Here is a 15,180-nt window from a genome sequence, read left to right as displayed (position 1 = left end):
CTCATGTGGGGACATCGTCACGCCCGTTCGACCGCCCGACCCAGGCGTCCACGTCATATCCGAGGTTCTCCCAGTAACCGGGTTCCCCCTTGTCGGTCAGCTCGATACCGCTGAGCCACTTGAGCGACTTGTAGCCGTACATGGGCGCCACATAGAGCCGTGTAGGCCCACCGTGGTCATGAGTGACCGGCTTACCGTCCATCTGGGTCGCGACCAGGACGTCCCTGCGGCGCGCCTGCTCCAGCGTCAGCGACTCTGTGTAGACGCCGTCGAACGAGGTGAACCGCACGGCTCGGGCCTGCGGCGATACACCGACCGCGTCCAGCAGGTCGGGCAGGGCGACGCCGACCCAACGCACGGCCGGCACCCGCCAGCCCGTCACGCACTGGAAGTCACGATCGAGGACCGTCTGGGGAAGCCGCGCGAGGTCGGCCATCCGGAACGCCCGGGGCCTGTCGACGAGGCCGCTGACGGTCACCCGGTGGGTTGCGACGCTGTGCCGCTTCACGCTGTCGGTCACGGAGTAGTACCGGAACCCGCCGGCCGCCGGGAGGACGTCTCCGATCGGCCCCACCGGCGCCAGGGTCCTGCTCACCTTGTCCTGGACGGACGCTCCCACGGCGACCCCCGCGACACCGAGGCCGAGCATCCCCAGCACGACCCGCCGTCCGACGGGACTGCCCTCCGCCCGTTCCTCTTCGCTCACCTCTTCATTTGAGCATCGTGGCTTTGAACCATTCCAGGGCTCCGCGACGCACGTAAGACTCCTGACAGATCCTGGAGCCGCCCTAAGACCTGGAGCGCACGAGCCTGGGGCGGTGCGGCCGGAGACACACCCGGACCTGGAGGGTTGACGCGCCGTGACGCCGGAGCGTCGTAACATCGTCTCCTCACCGTCCGGGCGGGCCCGGTCCCGCGTCCTCCCGCGATGGTGCTCAAATCCGACGCGTTCGTCCGGGGCCGAAGGGACAAGGATGTTCATCAGGGGTTCCGTACGCGGCGAACCATCGGGATGATGAATACCTGACTCCGACCGGTGTTGTGATGGAGGCGGGAGCGCTAGCCTGCTCCCATTCACTCATAGTGATGAAAACTTGCCGCGCGGTACGGGACCCTCTGGGGCGGAGGTGTTGCCCATGAGCACCGAGATGTCCGTCCCGCATCCCCGCGTCTCAGGGGTGGAGGGGCAGCCCATGGATGCGTCCGACGCCGCGCTGTACGCGACCTTGCTGAAGGAAGCGCCCGGCGGGCTGGCGTTCTTCGATCGCGATCTGTGCTGCCGCAGGGTCAACGACGCGCTCGCCGCGCTGCTCGGGGTGCCCGTGCGCGATCTGCAGCAGCGCAGGCCCTCCGAGGTGCTGCCCGAGGCGCCGGCGGCGGCGTTCGAGACGGCGCTGCGGAAGGTGATCGCCGAGGACCGCCCGGTCAGCGACCTCGACCTGGTCGTCCCGGCCGGCGAGCCCGCGGCGCCCGGCGACGACACCGGGGACGTGCCCGGTGTCGCCACGGCCGTCGAGGAGCGCATCCTGGCGTGCACGTGGCTGCCCGCCAGGGGCGCCGACGGCGAGCTCCTGGGCGTCGTCCTGACCGCGCTGGAGGTGACCGAGCGGCGCCGGGCCGAGGAGGTCATCCGCCGCAAGGAGCAGCGCTACCGCTCGCTTGTGGAGGCCAGCGCCCAGGTGGTGTGGGTCGCCGCCCCGGACGGCGGCGTGATCGACGACGCGCCCGAGTGGCGCACGATCACCGGGCAGACGCCCGACGACTACGCGGTCGGCGGCTGGCTGGCGGCCGTCCACCCCGAGGACCGTCCTCGCATCGAGGCCGCCTGGGACGAGTGCGTCGCGGAGAACCGGGTCTTCGAGACCAACTACCGCATCCGCACCAAGAGCGGCACCTACCGGCATTTCGACGTCCGGGCCGTGCCCATCTGGCAGGGCGACGCGGTGATCGAGTGGGTCGGCGCCAACACCGACGTCACCGGGCAGCGCGAGGCCGAGGAGATGCGCGGCCGGCTGACCGAGCAGCTGTCCGCGGCGGCGCTGCGCACCGCGCGCCTCCAGCAGGCCACCTCGATGCTCGCCGAGGCCCTGACCGTCTCCCAGGTGGTCCTGGTCATCACCGAGGTCGGACGGTCCGCCATAGGCGCCGACTACTCCGCCGTGGCGCTGCTGGACGACGACAAGCTGCGGCTGAGCATCGTGGCGCCGTCCCAGCCGGGTGCCGAGGGCGAGGCCAGTCCCGCCTCCCGCGACGACATCAAGGTCAGTGACCAGACCGTGATGTCGGTGGCGGTGCGCGAGAGCCGGCCGTTCCTGGCCGAGCATCCCGACAGCCTGCGCCTGCAACTCGGCCATGGCGAGCGTGACCTGTTCGCCCAGCACACCGAGGAACGCGCCTGGGTGGGGCTGCCGCTACTCGCCGCCGGCGCCCCGATAGGCGCACTCCGTTTCTCCTTCACCCGGCCCAGGGAGATCACTGAGGAGGAACGGGTCTTCCTGGAGGCACTCGCCGGCCAGTGCGCCCTCGCCGTGGAGCGGGCCCTGCTGTTCGAACGCGAGCACCGGACCGCCGAGGAACTCCAGAGAAGCCTCCTGCCGAGCGACCTTCCGCAGCTTCCCAGCATGGTGCTGGCCGCCCGCTACAACCCCGCGACGCGTCACGTCCAGGTCGGCGGTGACTGGTACGACGTGTTCCACCTCCCGGACCGCCGGCTCGCGGTGGCCGTGGGCGACGTCATGGGCAAGGGCGTCCTCGCCGCGGCCGGAATGGGCCGCGTCCGCAACGCCCTGCGCGCGCTCGCGCTGAACGACCCGCGGCCCGCCGCCGTCCTGGCCGGACTCGACCGGCTGTTCAGCGCCACCGAGGACGAGGAGCAGTTCACCACGGTCGCGTACGCGGTCATCGACCCCGAGACCGGGCAGGGGGAGTTCAGCAACGCGGGCCACCCGCCACCCCTGCTGATCTCGCCCGACACGCCCGCGCGCGTGAGCACGCGGGAGCCGGGCACGCCGCTCGGCTGGCCGAGCCAGCGGCAGCAGACAAGTTTTTCCATCGAAATCGGCAACACTGTGGTCTTCTATTCCGATGGACTTGTGGAGAACCGTAGGCGTGGGGTGGACGCAGGGCTGGACGAGCTCGTCGCCGTGGCCGAGGACGCCCCACCTGAAGTGGTAGGAGATCCCGAAAGACTCGTCGACTTCCTGGTCGATCGGATGCTTGCCGGATATGAGCAGGTGGACGATGTGACCGTGCTCGCCCTGCACGTCCCGCCAGAGCCCGCGTGACACCCGCCTGGAACCGGGCGAAGACCGAGTAGCCGGTTCGAAGGACCGTCCCGCGCCCTCTAAGGTGGAGAGTTACCGGGTAGGACTTCAGGGCGGAATGCGCAGCAGTGCCAGAATGCTTGACCCAGGCAGAGCGGGTACGCTGCGGTCCCGCACCGGGGGTCCACTCCGTGTGTGGTCCCACCCAGTGTGAGGCCGGGCCCGTCAGGGCACTTGGGTCAACCAGCCACACGTTCGTTCGAGAGGTATTTGTGTCGCCTGCTAGCTCGACCTCGAAAGCGTCGGATCTGCACGATCATGTCATCGCGCAACTGATCGAGCGTGGACGGTCCCAGGGTTACCTCGAAGCCGACGACGTACGCCGTACGTTCGAGGAGGCCGACATCCCCGTGTCGAAGGCCTCCAGCATTCTGCGGAGCCTCAGCAAGGAGGGTGTGACCGTCATGGTGAGCGCTGCCGACTCCGCGGCGCCCAAGCGTCCGCGCAAGCGCGCGACGCCGCCGGCGCGCAGGCCCAAGACCGCCGCCGCGGCCAAGGAGCAGCCCGACACGGTGACCGCCGTCGTCGGCGACGACGCGCCGGAGGAGGCCGCCGAGCAGCGCCCGGCCGCCAAGCCCGCGCCCAGGAAGACCGCGTCCAAGAAGGCCGCACCTGCCAAGGGCGCCAAGGCGAAGAAGCCCGCGCCCGCCAAGAAGCCCGCGGCGCAGGCCGTGAAGGCCGCGCCGGCCAAGAAGGCCGCCGAGCCGGACGTCGACGACGAGGTGGACGTCGATCTCGACGACGACCTGGCCGAGCTCGACGTCGAGCTCGTCGAGGACGACACGGCGGAGGTCGAGGAGCCCGACACCGACGAGGAGGACGCGCCGGCCGCGCCCACCGCCAAGGCCGCCCCCAGCGGCAAGCAGGCCGCCGACGGTGCTCCGGCCGAGGAGGAGGGCTTCACCCTCGGCGACGACGACGAGGACGCGCCCGCGCAGCAGATCGCGGCGGCCGGCGCCACCGCCGACCCCGTCAAGGACTACCTCAAGCAGATCGGCAAGGTCCCGCTGCTCAACGCCGAGCAGGAGGTGGAGCTCGCCAAGCGCATCGAGGCCGGGCTCTTCGCCGAGGAGCGGCTCGCCGCGGCCGGTGCCGCGATGTCCGAGGAGGACCTCGAGGACTTCGAGTGGATCGCCGAGGACGGCCGCCGCGCCAAGAACCACCTCCTGGAGGCCAACCTCCGCCTGGTGGTCTCGCTCGCCAAGCGCTACACCGGGCGCGGGATGCTGTTCCTGGACCTGATCCAGGAGGGCAACCTCGGCCTGATCCGCGCCGTCGAGAAGTTCGACTACACCAAGGGCTACAAGTTCTCCACGTACGCCACCTGGTGGATCCGGCAGGCGATCACCCGCGCGATGGCCGACCAGGCCCGCACCATCCGCATCCCGGTGCACATGGTCGAGGTCATCAACAAGCTGGCCCGCGTGCAGCGGCAGATGCTCCAGGACCTGGGCCGCGAGCCCACCCCGGAGGAGCTGGCCAAGGAACTCGACATGACCCCGGAGAAGGTCGTCGAGGTCCAGAAGTACGGCCGCGAGCCCATCTCGCTGCACACCCCGCTCGGTGAGGACGGCGACAGCGAGTTCGGTGACCTCATCGAGGACTCCGAGGCCATCGTCCCGGCCGACGCGGTCAGCTTCACGCTGCTGCAGGAGCAGCTCCACTCCGTCCTGGACACGCTCAGCGAGCGCGAGGCCGGCGTGGTGTCCATGCGGTTCGGCCTCACCGACGGCCAGCCGAAGACCCTGGACGAGATCGGCAAGGTGTACGGGGTGACCCGGGAGCGCATCCGGCAGATCGAGTCCAAGACCATGTCGAAGCTGCGCCACCCGTCCCGCTCCCAGGTTCTGCGCGACTACCTGGACTGACCTACGAGAAACAGGACCCCGGGCCTTTGCCCGGGGTCCTGCTTTGTGCCGGCGTTGCCCCGGCTTCGGTTCCCCCGGACGGCGCCGGGCTCATCAGCCGTGCAGGATGATGTCGAGGTTGGAGCCGTTCAGCTCGGCCGTGTGCCCCAGGTCGGCGACGGTCTTCTGGAGTTCCTCCGGGGTGCGCGGCGCGGCGCCGGTTTTGAGGAGGTCGTGGGCGATCCGGCCGCGGGTGGCCTTGGCCATGTGGCTGACGACCGTCCGCTCGGGGACGCCGCCGGCGAGCCGTTCCCGGAACACGCGGACCGCGACGGCCGGCTGGGGCGCCCTCCATGCGGACGCGTACGGCCCCGACCGCATGTCGACGATCAGGCCGCCGTCCAGCCGGAGAGCCTCGCGCATCGCCGGGCGCCAGAGCGTCCCCAGGCGGCCCACGGGCGGCAACGACACCCCCATGGCCAGCCGATAGGGCGGGACGCGGTCGGTGAGCCTCAGCGCGCCCCACAGGCCCGAGAAGACGATGACCTGCTCGGCCGCGGCGTCCTGGTCCAGCTCGGGGAGATTGAGATTGTCGTAGAGGACGCCGGTGTAGAGCCTCGCGACGGGAAGCGTGGCCGCCTTCCGTAGCGCCTTGTTGCGGGTCAGGGCGTCGTCCGCCTGGCCGGGCGGCAGGCCCAGGACGTCTTGCGCGTCGGCCCGCCGGGATGCCTTGACCAGGGCCGAGAGGACGCGCTTGCGCACCGGGTTCAGCGTGGGGAAGCTCAGCGACGCCAGGTCGAGGGGCGGACCGTCCCCGCCGGCGGTCTTCTTCTCCGACGGCGGCAGCAGGATGTGCACGATCCCCCCGAAAACGGTGACGGAAGATGCGACCACTACCGAGTGAAGAATGTCACTGCAAGGTGAGAACCTCGTGCGCTTCGTGATCCGCATCACGAATACGGGCTCCGTGATCGCTTTTTGTGATCACCTAATCACGCTGCGAAGTGACGTCTCATTGCCTCGGCGGTGGGCGGAAGCGGACGGAATGCGAACGACGGCCATCGTCTCCGATGACCGCCGTCCTGGGGTTTCTATGTGGAGATCTACCGCTCGTCGTCAGGGGCGACGGCCGGGGTTTCGGTGAGCCGGTCGGTCTCGTCTTGAATGTCGGCCCCGTTGGCGCGGAGGGCCTCCGTGTACTTGCGCCCGTGGTGGGCACAGAACAGAAGGTCGCCGCCGCCTACAAGGACTGCACGGACGTAGGCCTGAGCGCCGCAGCGGTCGCATCGGTCGGCGACGGTCAGCGGCTTGGTTGGGGCAAGGGCTCCAGTCACGGCACCTTCCTCATGCTCGGGGTCGGTACTTAGGACAACATCTAACCCGACGTTGACGTTCCCAACCTGGTTCCTCGTACGCCCACAGCAGAATGGCCCAATTGGTGACCGAGGTCACATTAGACGGCGTCCCATCGGAACAGGCGCATGGCGATCATCGCGCCGACCACCGCAACGCCCATCAGGACGCCGATTTGGGGCAGGGCGGACATCGGCCCGAGCCCGCGTCCCATCACGTTGAGCATTCCTTCGTTCAGATATCGCAACGGGAAGATGTAGGACACCGTCCTCAACCAGCCCGGTGCCGCGTCCAGGGGGAAGAAGGAGCCGCCCAGGAACGCCATGGGCAGGACGACGAGCTGGGTCATGGCCTGCGCGGTCTCCTGGGTCTTGGCCCAGGCACCGATCAGCATCCCGATCGACAGGAAGGCCAGCACCCCCGCGATCACCATCGGGATCGCCATCCACCAGGCGCCGCTGAGCCGCAGCCCGAACATCGGTAGCTGCGCCACCAGCACGAACAACGCGAACTGCACGAGCGCGATGGCGAGGCTGACCGCGACGCGCGCGGCGAACACGGTGGGGAGCGGGGCAGGGGAGAGCTGGAGCCGGCGCAGGATGCCCTTGGTCCGCCACGTCACCAGCGTCTGCGAGGCCCCGAAGACCCCCGCCGAGGCCAGCGCCCAACCCAGCAGACTGGGGGTGAAGAACTGGATGGCCTTGAGGGAGCCGTCCTCCACCTGCCGGGTCGTCATCGAGTAGGCGGGCGGCTTGCCGGTGGCCGACTGGTTGGCCGACTGGACGATCGAGTTCATCAGCCCCCGCACCGTCCCCGACTTCACCTGGTCGGCGGCCGAGTAGTGGACCACCAGCTCGTTGCCGCTCTGCTCGACGACCGCGTCCGCGTCGCCCTTCTCCAGCTTGCGCAGGGCACCGGCACGGTTCGGCGTCCTGGTGACCTTCATGACCTTGCCGAGCTCCCCGCCTCCGCCCGCGACGGCCTGATCCAGGATCGCGGCCCGGCCCACCTCCAGCACGTTCACCTTGGACGTCGTCTGATGACCGAAGATCCCGCCGAAGAGCACCAGGAACATCAGGGGGAACAGGACGGTGAAGAACAGGGCGGCCCGGTCTCGCCCGAACCCGAGGAACATGGCCCGTGACAGGCTCTTGAAGCTTCCGAACGTGCTCATGCCCTGTACTCCCGTCCGGTGAGCTCCAGAAAGACGTCCTCAAGGGTGGCGCCATGGATCTGGACGCCGGTCAGCGCGTCCTTCGCCGCCATGGCCGCGACCACGGCCGATGGGTCACGGGTGGTGATGGTCAGCGAGATGCCGTCGTCGGCGGCCTCGTCGGCACCCGGCAGCAGCCGTGCGTCCGCCACGGCCAGGACGCCGCTCGCGACGCTGATCCGGGCGGGGACGTCCAGGCCGCGCACCAGGACGGCCGGTGGACCGAGCCGCAGGATCTTGCCCGCGTCCATAATGGCGACGCGGTCGCAGAGGATTTCCGCCTCGTCCATGTGGTGCGTGGTCAGGACGACCGTGCGGCCCTGCGTGTTGATCTGCCGCAGCACGTCCCACAGGTTGCGGCGGCCCTGGGGGTCCAGTGCGGCGGTGGGCTCGTCCAGGAACAGGAGTTCGGGGTCGTGGACGAGCGCGCATGCGATGGACAGGCGCTGCGCCTGGCCGCCCGACAGCTTCTCCACCCGGACGTCCGCCTTGCCTTCCAGCCCCACCAGCTCCATCATCGCGTCGGCCTTCTTGACCGGGACGCCGTAGAGGGAGCCGAACGTCCGCAACTGCTCACGCGTGGTCAGCCGCTCGAAGAACGACGAAGCCTGCAACTGGACGCCGATCCTCGGCAACAGCCCGGGGTTGCGCGGCCACGGGGACAGCCCGAGTACCGAGACCTCGCCCTCGTCGGCCTTGCGCAGCCCTTCGATGATCTCCAGGGTCGTCGTCTTGCCCGCGCCGTTCGGGCCGAGGATGCCGAAGAACTCGCCCTCCTCGACGCCGAACGTCACCCCGTCCACGGCCTGGACGTCCCCATAGCGTTTACGGAGACCCGAAACCTCGATCGTTTGCACCATGCCGGGGACATTAGGGGGCGAAGCAGACTTGCACACCCACCTGAAGGTGGGCGTTAAAGTCGGGAAGTCGGGGGTCCCGGTAGCCTGGCGTGCCGGACCGCGCCGCCCGCGGACAAGCGGAACGTCGGCGGCGGCGAGCCTTTCGGCGCATTGTCGGCGGCCGGGAGTACCCTTCTGCCGACCGTCCTACCCCCGAGGAGCGCACGCACGTTGACCGCCGTGACCGCCGAAGCGACAACCGAAGACCCGCACGGCTACTCCGCCCGGCACCTGTCGGTGCTGGAGGGGCTGGAGGCCGTCCGGAAACGACCCGGGATGTACGTCGGGTCGACCGACAGCCGGGGGCTCGCCCACTGCCTGTGGGAGATCGTCGACAACTGCGTCGACGAGGCCCTGGCCGGCCACTGCACCCACATCAGCGTGACGCTCCATGCCGACGGGTCCTTCGAGGTGGGTGACAACGGCCGCGGCATCCCCGTCGACCTGGAGCCCAAGACCGGCCTTCCCGGGGTCGAACTGGTCATGACGCGGCTGCACGCGGGCGGCAAGTTCGGCGGCGTCTCCTACACCGCGTCCGGCGGTCTCCACGGCGTGGGGGCGTCCGTGGTCAACGCGCTGTCCGCGCGGCTGGACGTCGAGGTCGACCGCGACGGGTACACCCATGCGATCAGCTTCCGGCGCGGGCTGCCCGGCGAGTTCGCCGACGAGGGGCGCCCCAACGCGCGGTTCCGCAAGAGGTCGGGTCTGCGGCAGATCCGCAAGGTCGCCGGGAAGGCCACCGGTACCCGTGTCCGCTTCTGGCCCGACCTGCAGATCTTCCTGAAGGACGCCACGGTCGACCAGGCCCTCGTCCTCGACCGGATGCGGCAGACCGCGTTCCTCATCCCCGGCCTCACCATCGACGTCCGCGACGAGCGCGGCGAGGAGATCGTCGACGAGACGTTCCGCTTCGACGGCGGCATCGGCGAGTTCTGCACCTACCTCGCCAAGGACGTCCCGCTCATCGACGTGCTGCGGCTGCGGGGCCGGGGCCACTTCACCGAGACCGTCCCCGTCCTGGACGATCAGGGCCATCTGACGCCCACCGACGTCGAACGCGACCTCGAGGTCGACATCGCGCTGCGCTGGGGCACCGGCTACGACACGATCACCAAGTCGTTCGTCAACGTGATCGCCACCCCGAAGGGCGGCACCCACGTGCGCGGCTTCGACCGCGCCGTGCTCAAGGTGATCAACGAGCAGCTCCGCGCGACGAAGCTGCTGAAGAACGGCGACGAGGACGTCATCAAGGAGGACGTCCTGGAGGGCCTCACCGCGGTGGTGACGGTCCGGCTGCCCGAGCCGCAGTTCGAGGGCCAGACCAAGGAGGTCCTCGGCACGTCCGCGGCCACCCGCATCGTCTCCCAGGTCGTCATGCACGAGCTGCGCGCGATCTTCGAGAACCCGTCGCGCGGGCAGAAGCAGCCGCTGCGGGCCGTGCTGGAGAAGATCGTCGGCGCGGCCAAGACCCGCATCGCCGCCCGCACCCAGCGTGACAACCAGCGGCGCAAGAACGCCCTGGAGAACTCGGCGCTGCCCGCCAAACTCGTCGACTGCCGTACCGCCGACGACCGCAGCGAGCTGTTCATCGTCGAGGGCGACTCGGCGCTCGGCACCGCCAAGCTCGCCCGCAACTCCGAGTTCCAGGCGCTGCTGCCGATCCGCGGCAAGATCCTCAACGTGCAGAAGGCGTCCGTCGCGGACATGCTGAAGAACGCCGAGTGCGCCGCGATCATCCAGGTGCTCGGCGCGGGCTCGGGCCGCACCTTCGACGTGGACGCCGCCCGCTACGGCCGCGTCGTGATCCTCGCCGACGCCGATGTCGACGGTGCGCACATCCGCACCCTGCTCCTCACCCTCTTCCACCGCTACATGCGCCCGATGCTGGAGGCCGGACGGGTCTTTTCCGCCGTCCCGCCGCTGCACCGCATCGAGCTGGTCAAACCGAGGAAGGGCCAGGACAGGTACATCTACACCTACTCCGACGCCGAGCTGCGGAAGCGGCTCGTCGAGCTGGAGCGCAAGGGCCGGCGCTGGAAGGAGCCGATCCAGCGCTACAAGGGCCTCGGTGAGATGGACGCCGACCAGCTCGCGGAGACGACGCTCGACCCCCGGTACCGGGTGCTCCGGCGTGTCCGCATCGAGGACGCCGAGGAGGCGGCGAAGGTGTTCGAGCTGCTGATGGGCAGCGAGGTCGCCCCGCGCCGCGCGTTCATCACCGCGGGCGCCGCCGAACTGGACGTCGAGCGCATCGACACCTGAGCGCCGGCGGGGGGCCGGGGCCGTCCAAGGACGGCCCCGGAGCGGCTGTGGCTCAGCCGTGGATCTTCAGTTTCCGGAACGTCTGCACCGGGTCCTGGGTGCGCCTGGCGGCGACGTCCGCGTACGCCGGCTTGTACGGGGCCGTGGCCATGTAGACGGTGAACGAGGCGGCGTTCCGCCCGGACGGCGACGGCAGGCCGGCCTTCCAGTCGATGACCGGGCCGAAGATTCCGCAGCCGGAGGTCTTCGGCACCGCGAACGTGGTGTCCCCGGTCGGCATCTTCAGGATCGGCGGGTCGGCGAAGGGGTTGGTGTAGTCGCCCGGGGACACGCTGGTGATCTTGTTGAAGTCGATGAGGAGGTTCAGCTTCATCGGGTCCTTGTTCGATCCGATGAAGCAGCCGTTGCCGATCGCGCCGTTGATCAGCTTGATCTTCAGGCCCAGCGCGGTCGTCGGCAGGGCGAAGTCGAACCCGCCCGCGTACTTGGCCTGCACCTGCACCTTGTTGTAGGGGAGGCCGTCCGCTCCGGACAGGGGGAAACCGAGCAGGCCGAGGACGCCGCCGGGGACGGTCATCGGCTTGCCGGTCATCTTCACGCTGGTGTACGTGGCCGGCTCGTCCCACGATGGCTGGACGGCCTGGATGACCGTCCGCATCGGCTGGGTGATCTCCTGGGTGAGGCCGCCGAGCTTCATCGAACCGCCCGTCACGACGAGCTGCAGGCAGGTCGCGAGCTTGGGGTCCTGCCCGGCGGGCAGCGGCGGGCACTGCTCGGCGAAGTCGAATTCCGGCACGTCCGGAGGCAGGTCCTGCGGGGGGCCGCCAGGGGGGTGGCCTGCGGTGCGGCGGCATGGGCCGGGACGGCGAGCATGCCGAGCGCGAGGCCGACGGGCGCCGCCGCCAAGGCGGCGCGAGTACTGAGCTTCACAGGGGTCGGGGGCCTTTCTCGGGGAGGGACCGCGATTGGAGCGGTCCATATGATGCGTCCCGATTCAAAAACATGGGCGTGTCTGAAACAAGATCGATAACGCGGCCACATCCGGCCGCGTCCGCTCGGAGGCGGAGACCGCCCACCATGCTCGGCCCATAACCAAGCGGTCGCTTGTTAGGCTTCGTCCATGCCGTCCCAGGAGCACATGAAGCAGGCACTGCAGACCTACGTCGACGCCTTCAACGCCGCCGACCTGGTGGCCGTCTGCGGCCTCTACGCCGATGACGCCGTCATCGAGGATCCGGTCGGCCACCCCCCGATCGCCGGGCGCGCCGCCATCGAGGAGTTCTACGCCAACGCCATCGCCAGCGGTGCCAAACTCGCCCTCGACGCCCCCATCCGCGGCTCCCACGGCGCCCGGGCCGCCATGGCCTTCACGATCGACGTCCCCGGTATGCGCGTCCGCGCCATCGACGTGATGACCTTCAACGACGAAGGCAAGATCACCCGAATGGAGGCCCACTGGGGCCCCGGCGACATCGAAACCTGACCGGTGGCCGCCTCCCGCACCACGGGAGGGTATCTCGGCGGGCGCCAAGGCGCCGATGGTCGCGGCATCGGTACGGTCATCGACCTGCGCCATCCCCGGGAGATCGAGGCCCGGGGCCGCTGGGCGTGGCCGACAAGGACCTGAACACCCGACTTCGCAGCAATCTGCCCCAGCCATGACAAGGGCCGGATAGCCCCCTGCCGGCGGAGGCCCCGGGCCTGGGGCCCGGGGCCGCGTGCGTCACTCTTCGGTCGTGTCCTCCGGGGCGGGGCCGATGGGGCCGCTGATGGAGACGATGGGCTTGTCCAGTTTTTCGCCGGAGCCGTCCCGGCGGCCCATGGTCACGTTGAGCGTGGCCGGCTTGCCGTTCGCGGCCGCGGCGCGCAGGGGCGTCGGCGCCGCCCACGCCTGGAGCAGGACGTCCTCGTCCTTGAGGAAGCGGTGGGCCCGGACGCCGCCGGTGGCGCGGCCCTTGGCCGGGAAGTCGGCGAAGTCGGCCAGCTTGATCGCGCCCGTCTGGGTACCGGGGAGGGCCGAGGACGAGCCCGCCACGGTGATCACGCGGGCCTCGCGGGCCGGGTCGAGGGCGCCGAACCACAGGACCCGCGCGTCCGCGCCCAGTTTGACGCCCGCCATGCCGCCGGCCGCCCGGCCCTGGGGACGGACGAGGGACGCGGCGTAGTGCAGGAGCTGGGCGTCGGTCGTGATGAAGACCAGGTGCTGGTCTTCGGAGAGCAACTGGACGGCGCCTACGACCCGGTCGCCCTCCTTCAGGGAGATGACCTCGAATTCGTCGCGGTTGGCCGGGAATTCGGGGACGACTCGTTTGACCACGCCTTGCGCGGTTCCCAGGGCGAGGCCGCCGCCTTCCTCGCCCACGGCGGCTATGCCCACGACCGTTTCGTCCGGTGCCAGGTCAACGTACTCCGCCACGGGGGCTCCGCCCGCCAGGGAGGGGGGAGTGGCCGAGGGCGGCAGGGTCGGCAGGTCCAGGACGTCTATGCGGATCATCCGGCCGTGGGACGTCACCGCGCCCACCTGGCCTCGGGCCGTCGCGGGGACGACCGAGGTCAGGACGTCGTGCTGAGCGCGGGGGCCGCTGTCGGGCAGGGGCGACGCGTCGTGCGTGCGGGCAAGGAGGCCGGTGGACGACAGCAGCACCGTGCAGGGGTCGTCCGCCACCTCAAGGGGCACGGCCTCCGCCGCGGTGTGGCCCGAGGATTCGAGAAGGATCGTCCGCCGGGGCGTGGAGAACTCCTTGACCACGTCCCCCAGTTCCTTGGAGACCACGCCGCGGAGCTTCTTCTCCGAATCGAGGATCGCGGTCAGCCGGGCGATCTCCTTGGCGAGCTGCTCCTTCTCCTTCTCCAGCTCCAGCCGGTCGTAGCGGGTGAGGCGGCGCAGCGGGGTGTCCAGGATGTACTGCGCCTGGATCTCCGACAGCTCGAAGATCTGCATGAGGCGCTGCTTGGCCTGGGCGGCGTCGTCGCTCTGCCGGATGACCTGGATGACCTCGTCGATGTTCAGCAGCGCGACGAGGAGGCCGTCCACCAGGTGGAGGCGGTCCTCGCGCTTCTTGCGGCGGAACATCGAGCGGCGCCGGACGACCTCGATGCGGTGGTCGACGTAGACCTGCAGCATGTCGCGCAGGCCGAGGGTGCGGGGCTGGCCGTCGACGAGGGCGACGTTGTTGATGCCGAACGTCTCCTCCATCGGGGTGAGCCGGTAGAGGTCCTGCAGGACGGCCTCGGGGTTGAAGCCGTTCTTGATCTCGATGACCAGGCGGAGGCCGACATTGCGGTCGGTGAGGTCCTTCAGGTCGGAGATGCCCTGGATCTTCTTGGCGTTGACCAGTTCCTTGATCTTGGCCTTGACGCGCTCCGGCCCGACGGCGTAGGGGAGTTCGCTGACGACGATCCCCTTGCGGCGGGGCGTGACGTTCTCGATGGTCGTGGTGGCGCGGGTGCGGAACGTCCCCCGGCCGCGCTGGTAGGCGTCGCGGATGCCGTCCAGGCCGACGATCTTGCCGCCGGTGGGCAGGTCTGGGCCGGGGACGAAGCGCATCAGCTCGTCCAACGAGGCATCGGGATTGTCGAGCAGGTGCCGGGCCGCGGCGATGACCTCGCCGAGGTTGTGCGGCGCCATGTTCGTGGCCATCCCGACCGCGATGCCGGCCGCGCCGTTCACCAGGAGGTTCGGGAACGCCGCCGGCAGGACCTCCGGTTCCTGCTCCTGCCCGTCGTAGTTGGGCCGGAAGTCGACGGTGTCCTCGTCGATCGACTCGACCAGCAGCATCGCTTCGCGGGACATCCGGGCCTCGGTGTACCGCATGGCCGCGGGCAGGTCGTCGCCGCCGAGCGAGCCGAAGTTGCCGTGCCCGTCCACCAGCGGCATCCGCATCGCCCAGGGCTGCGCCATCCGCACCATCGCGTCGTAGATGGCGCTGTCACCGTGCGGGTGCAGCTTGCCCATGACCTCGCCGACGACGCGGGCGCACTTGACGTGCCCGCGGTCGGGGCGGAGCCCCATCTCGTTCATCGAGTACAGGATCCGGCGCTGGACGGGCTTCATGCCGTCCCGCGCGTCTGGAAGCGCCCGCTGGTAGATGACCGAGTAGGCGTACTCGAGGAAACTGCCGCGCATCTCGTCGGAGACATCAACGTCGATGATGTTCTCTTCGAAGTCCGGCGGTGGGGTGGCTTGGGATCCGCGTCGTGCCATGCCACACATTGTGGCCGGTTCCGGGGACATCTTTCGCCCGTCCCGCCGGGTGTGCCGCCCGACCCGGCGGATCGGTGCC

The 15,180-nt window shown here is 69.7% G+C and carries 11 protein-coding genes; 4 read left to right on the top strand and 7 right to left on the bottom strand.

What is annotated here, in order from left to right:
- Nucleotide 1: 1 nt before the first annotated feature.
- Complete coding sequence (locus ACQP1N_RS23735) at nucleotides 2-706, bottom strand: molybdopterin-dependent oxidoreductase (RefSeq protein WP_433226702.1); 705 nt, start codon at nucleotides 704-706, stop codon at nucleotides 2-4.
- A gap of 430 nt (nucleotides 707-1,136) precedes the next feature.
- Here ACQP1N_RS23735 and ACQP1N_RS23730 point away from each other — a divergent pair, with 430 nt between their 5' ends.
- Complete coding sequence (locus ACQP1N_RS23730) at nucleotides 1,137-3,284, top strand: SpoIIE family protein phosphatase (protein ID WP_067798561.1); 2,148 nt, start codon at nucleotides 1,137-1,139, stop codon at nucleotides 3,282-3,284.
- A gap of 251 nt (nucleotides 3,285-3,535) precedes the next feature.
- Nucleotides 3,536-5,191 carry an RNA polymerase sigma factor gene (locus ACQP1N_RS23725; RefSeq protein WP_084262941.1) on the top strand — a complete coding sequence of 552 codons (1,656 nt, stop codon included), beginning with the start codon at nucleotides 3,536-3,538 and terminating at the stop codon, nucleotides 5,189-5,191.
- 93 nt (nucleotides 5,192-5,284) lie between these two features.
- On the opposite strand, the gene ACQP1N_RS23720 is transcribed toward ACQP1N_RS23725, so the two are convergent.
- The 4 genes from ACQP1N_RS23720 to ACQP1N_RS23705 all read right to left on the bottom strand — a co-directional run bounded on the left by ACQP1N_RS23720 (nucleotide 5,285) and on the right by ACQP1N_RS23705 (nucleotide 8,596).
- On the bottom strand, nucleotides 5,285-6,028 hold the full coding sequence (locus tag ACQP1N_RS23720) for a YaaA family protein (protein ID WP_067798645.1): 744 nt from the start codon (nucleotides 6,026-6,028) through the stop codon (nucleotides 5,285-5,287).
- Nucleotides 6,029-6,273: 245 nt separating this feature from the next.
- Nucleotides 6,274-6,504 carry a DUF7455 domain-containing protein gene (locus ACQP1N_RS23715; RefSeq protein WP_067798567.1) on the bottom strand — a complete coding sequence of 77 codons (231 nt, stop codon included), beginning with the start codon at nucleotides 6,502-6,504 and terminating at the stop codon, nucleotides 6,274-6,276.
- A gap of 119 nt (nucleotides 6,505-6,623) precedes the next feature.
- On the bottom strand, nucleotides 6,624-7,697 hold the full coding sequence (locus ACQP1N_RS23710) for an ABC transporter permease (protein WP_433226699.1): 1,074 nt from the start codon (nucleotides 7,695-7,697) through the stop codon (nucleotides 6,624-6,626).
- Nucleotides 7,694-8,596: an ABC transporter ATP-binding protein gene (locus ACQP1N_RS23705; RefSeq protein ID WP_067798573.1), complete on the bottom strand. Its 903-nt coding sequence runs from the start codon at nucleotides 8,594-8,596 to the stop codon at nucleotides 7,694-7,696. Before ACQP1N_RS23705 ends, ACQP1N_RS23710 begins: the two co-directional genes overlap by 4 nt.
- A gap of 210 nt (nucleotides 8,597-8,806) precedes the next feature.
- On the opposite strand from ACQP1N_RS23705, the gene ACQP1N_RS23700 reads away from it, so the two are divergent.
- Entirely contained in the window at nucleotides 8,807-10,897 is a 2,091-nt protein-coding gene (locus ACQP1N_RS23700; RefSeq protein WP_433226697.1) for a DNA gyrase/topoisomerase IV subunit B, read from the top strand.
- A 52-nt stretch (nucleotides 10,898-10,949) separates the two neighbouring features.
- Here the strand turns inward: ACQP1N_RS23700 and ACQP1N_RS23695 are convergent, their stop codons facing one another.
- On the bottom strand, nucleotides 10,950-11,693 hold the full coding sequence (locus tag ACQP1N_RS23695; protein ID WP_433226695.1) for a hypothetical protein: 744 nt from the start codon (nucleotides 11,691-11,693) through the stop codon (nucleotides 10,950-10,952).
- A gap of 324 nt (nucleotides 11,694-12,017) precedes the next feature.
- Here ACQP1N_RS23695 and ACQP1N_RS23690 point away from each other — a divergent pair, with 324 nt between their 5' ends.
- Nucleotides 12,018-12,380 (top strand): nuclear transport factor 2 family protein, encoded by a 363-nt coding sequence (locus ACQP1N_RS23690; protein WP_067798582.1) that lies wholly within the window; start codon nucleotides 12,018-12,020, stop codon nucleotides 12,378-12,380.
- Nucleotides 12,381-12,620: 240 nt separating this feature from the next.
- Here the strand turns inward: ACQP1N_RS23690 and ACQP1N_RS23685 are convergent, their stop codons facing one another.
- A complete protein-coding gene (locus ACQP1N_RS23685; RefSeq protein ID WP_067798585.1) occupies nucleotides 12,621-15,101 on the bottom strand; it encodes a DNA gyrase/topoisomerase IV subunit A in 2,481 nt (826 codons plus the stop codon).
- Nucleotides 15,102-15,180 lie beyond the last annotated feature (79 nt).

It is taken from the genome of Actinomadura formosensis (genome assembly GCF_050948385.1).
In the GTDB taxonomy this organism is placed as follows: Bacteria; Actinomycetota; Actinomycetes; order Streptosporangiales; family Streptosporangiaceae; genus Spirillospora; species Spirillospora formosensis.
This window is presented reverse-complemented; position numbering and strand designations above follow the sequence as displayed.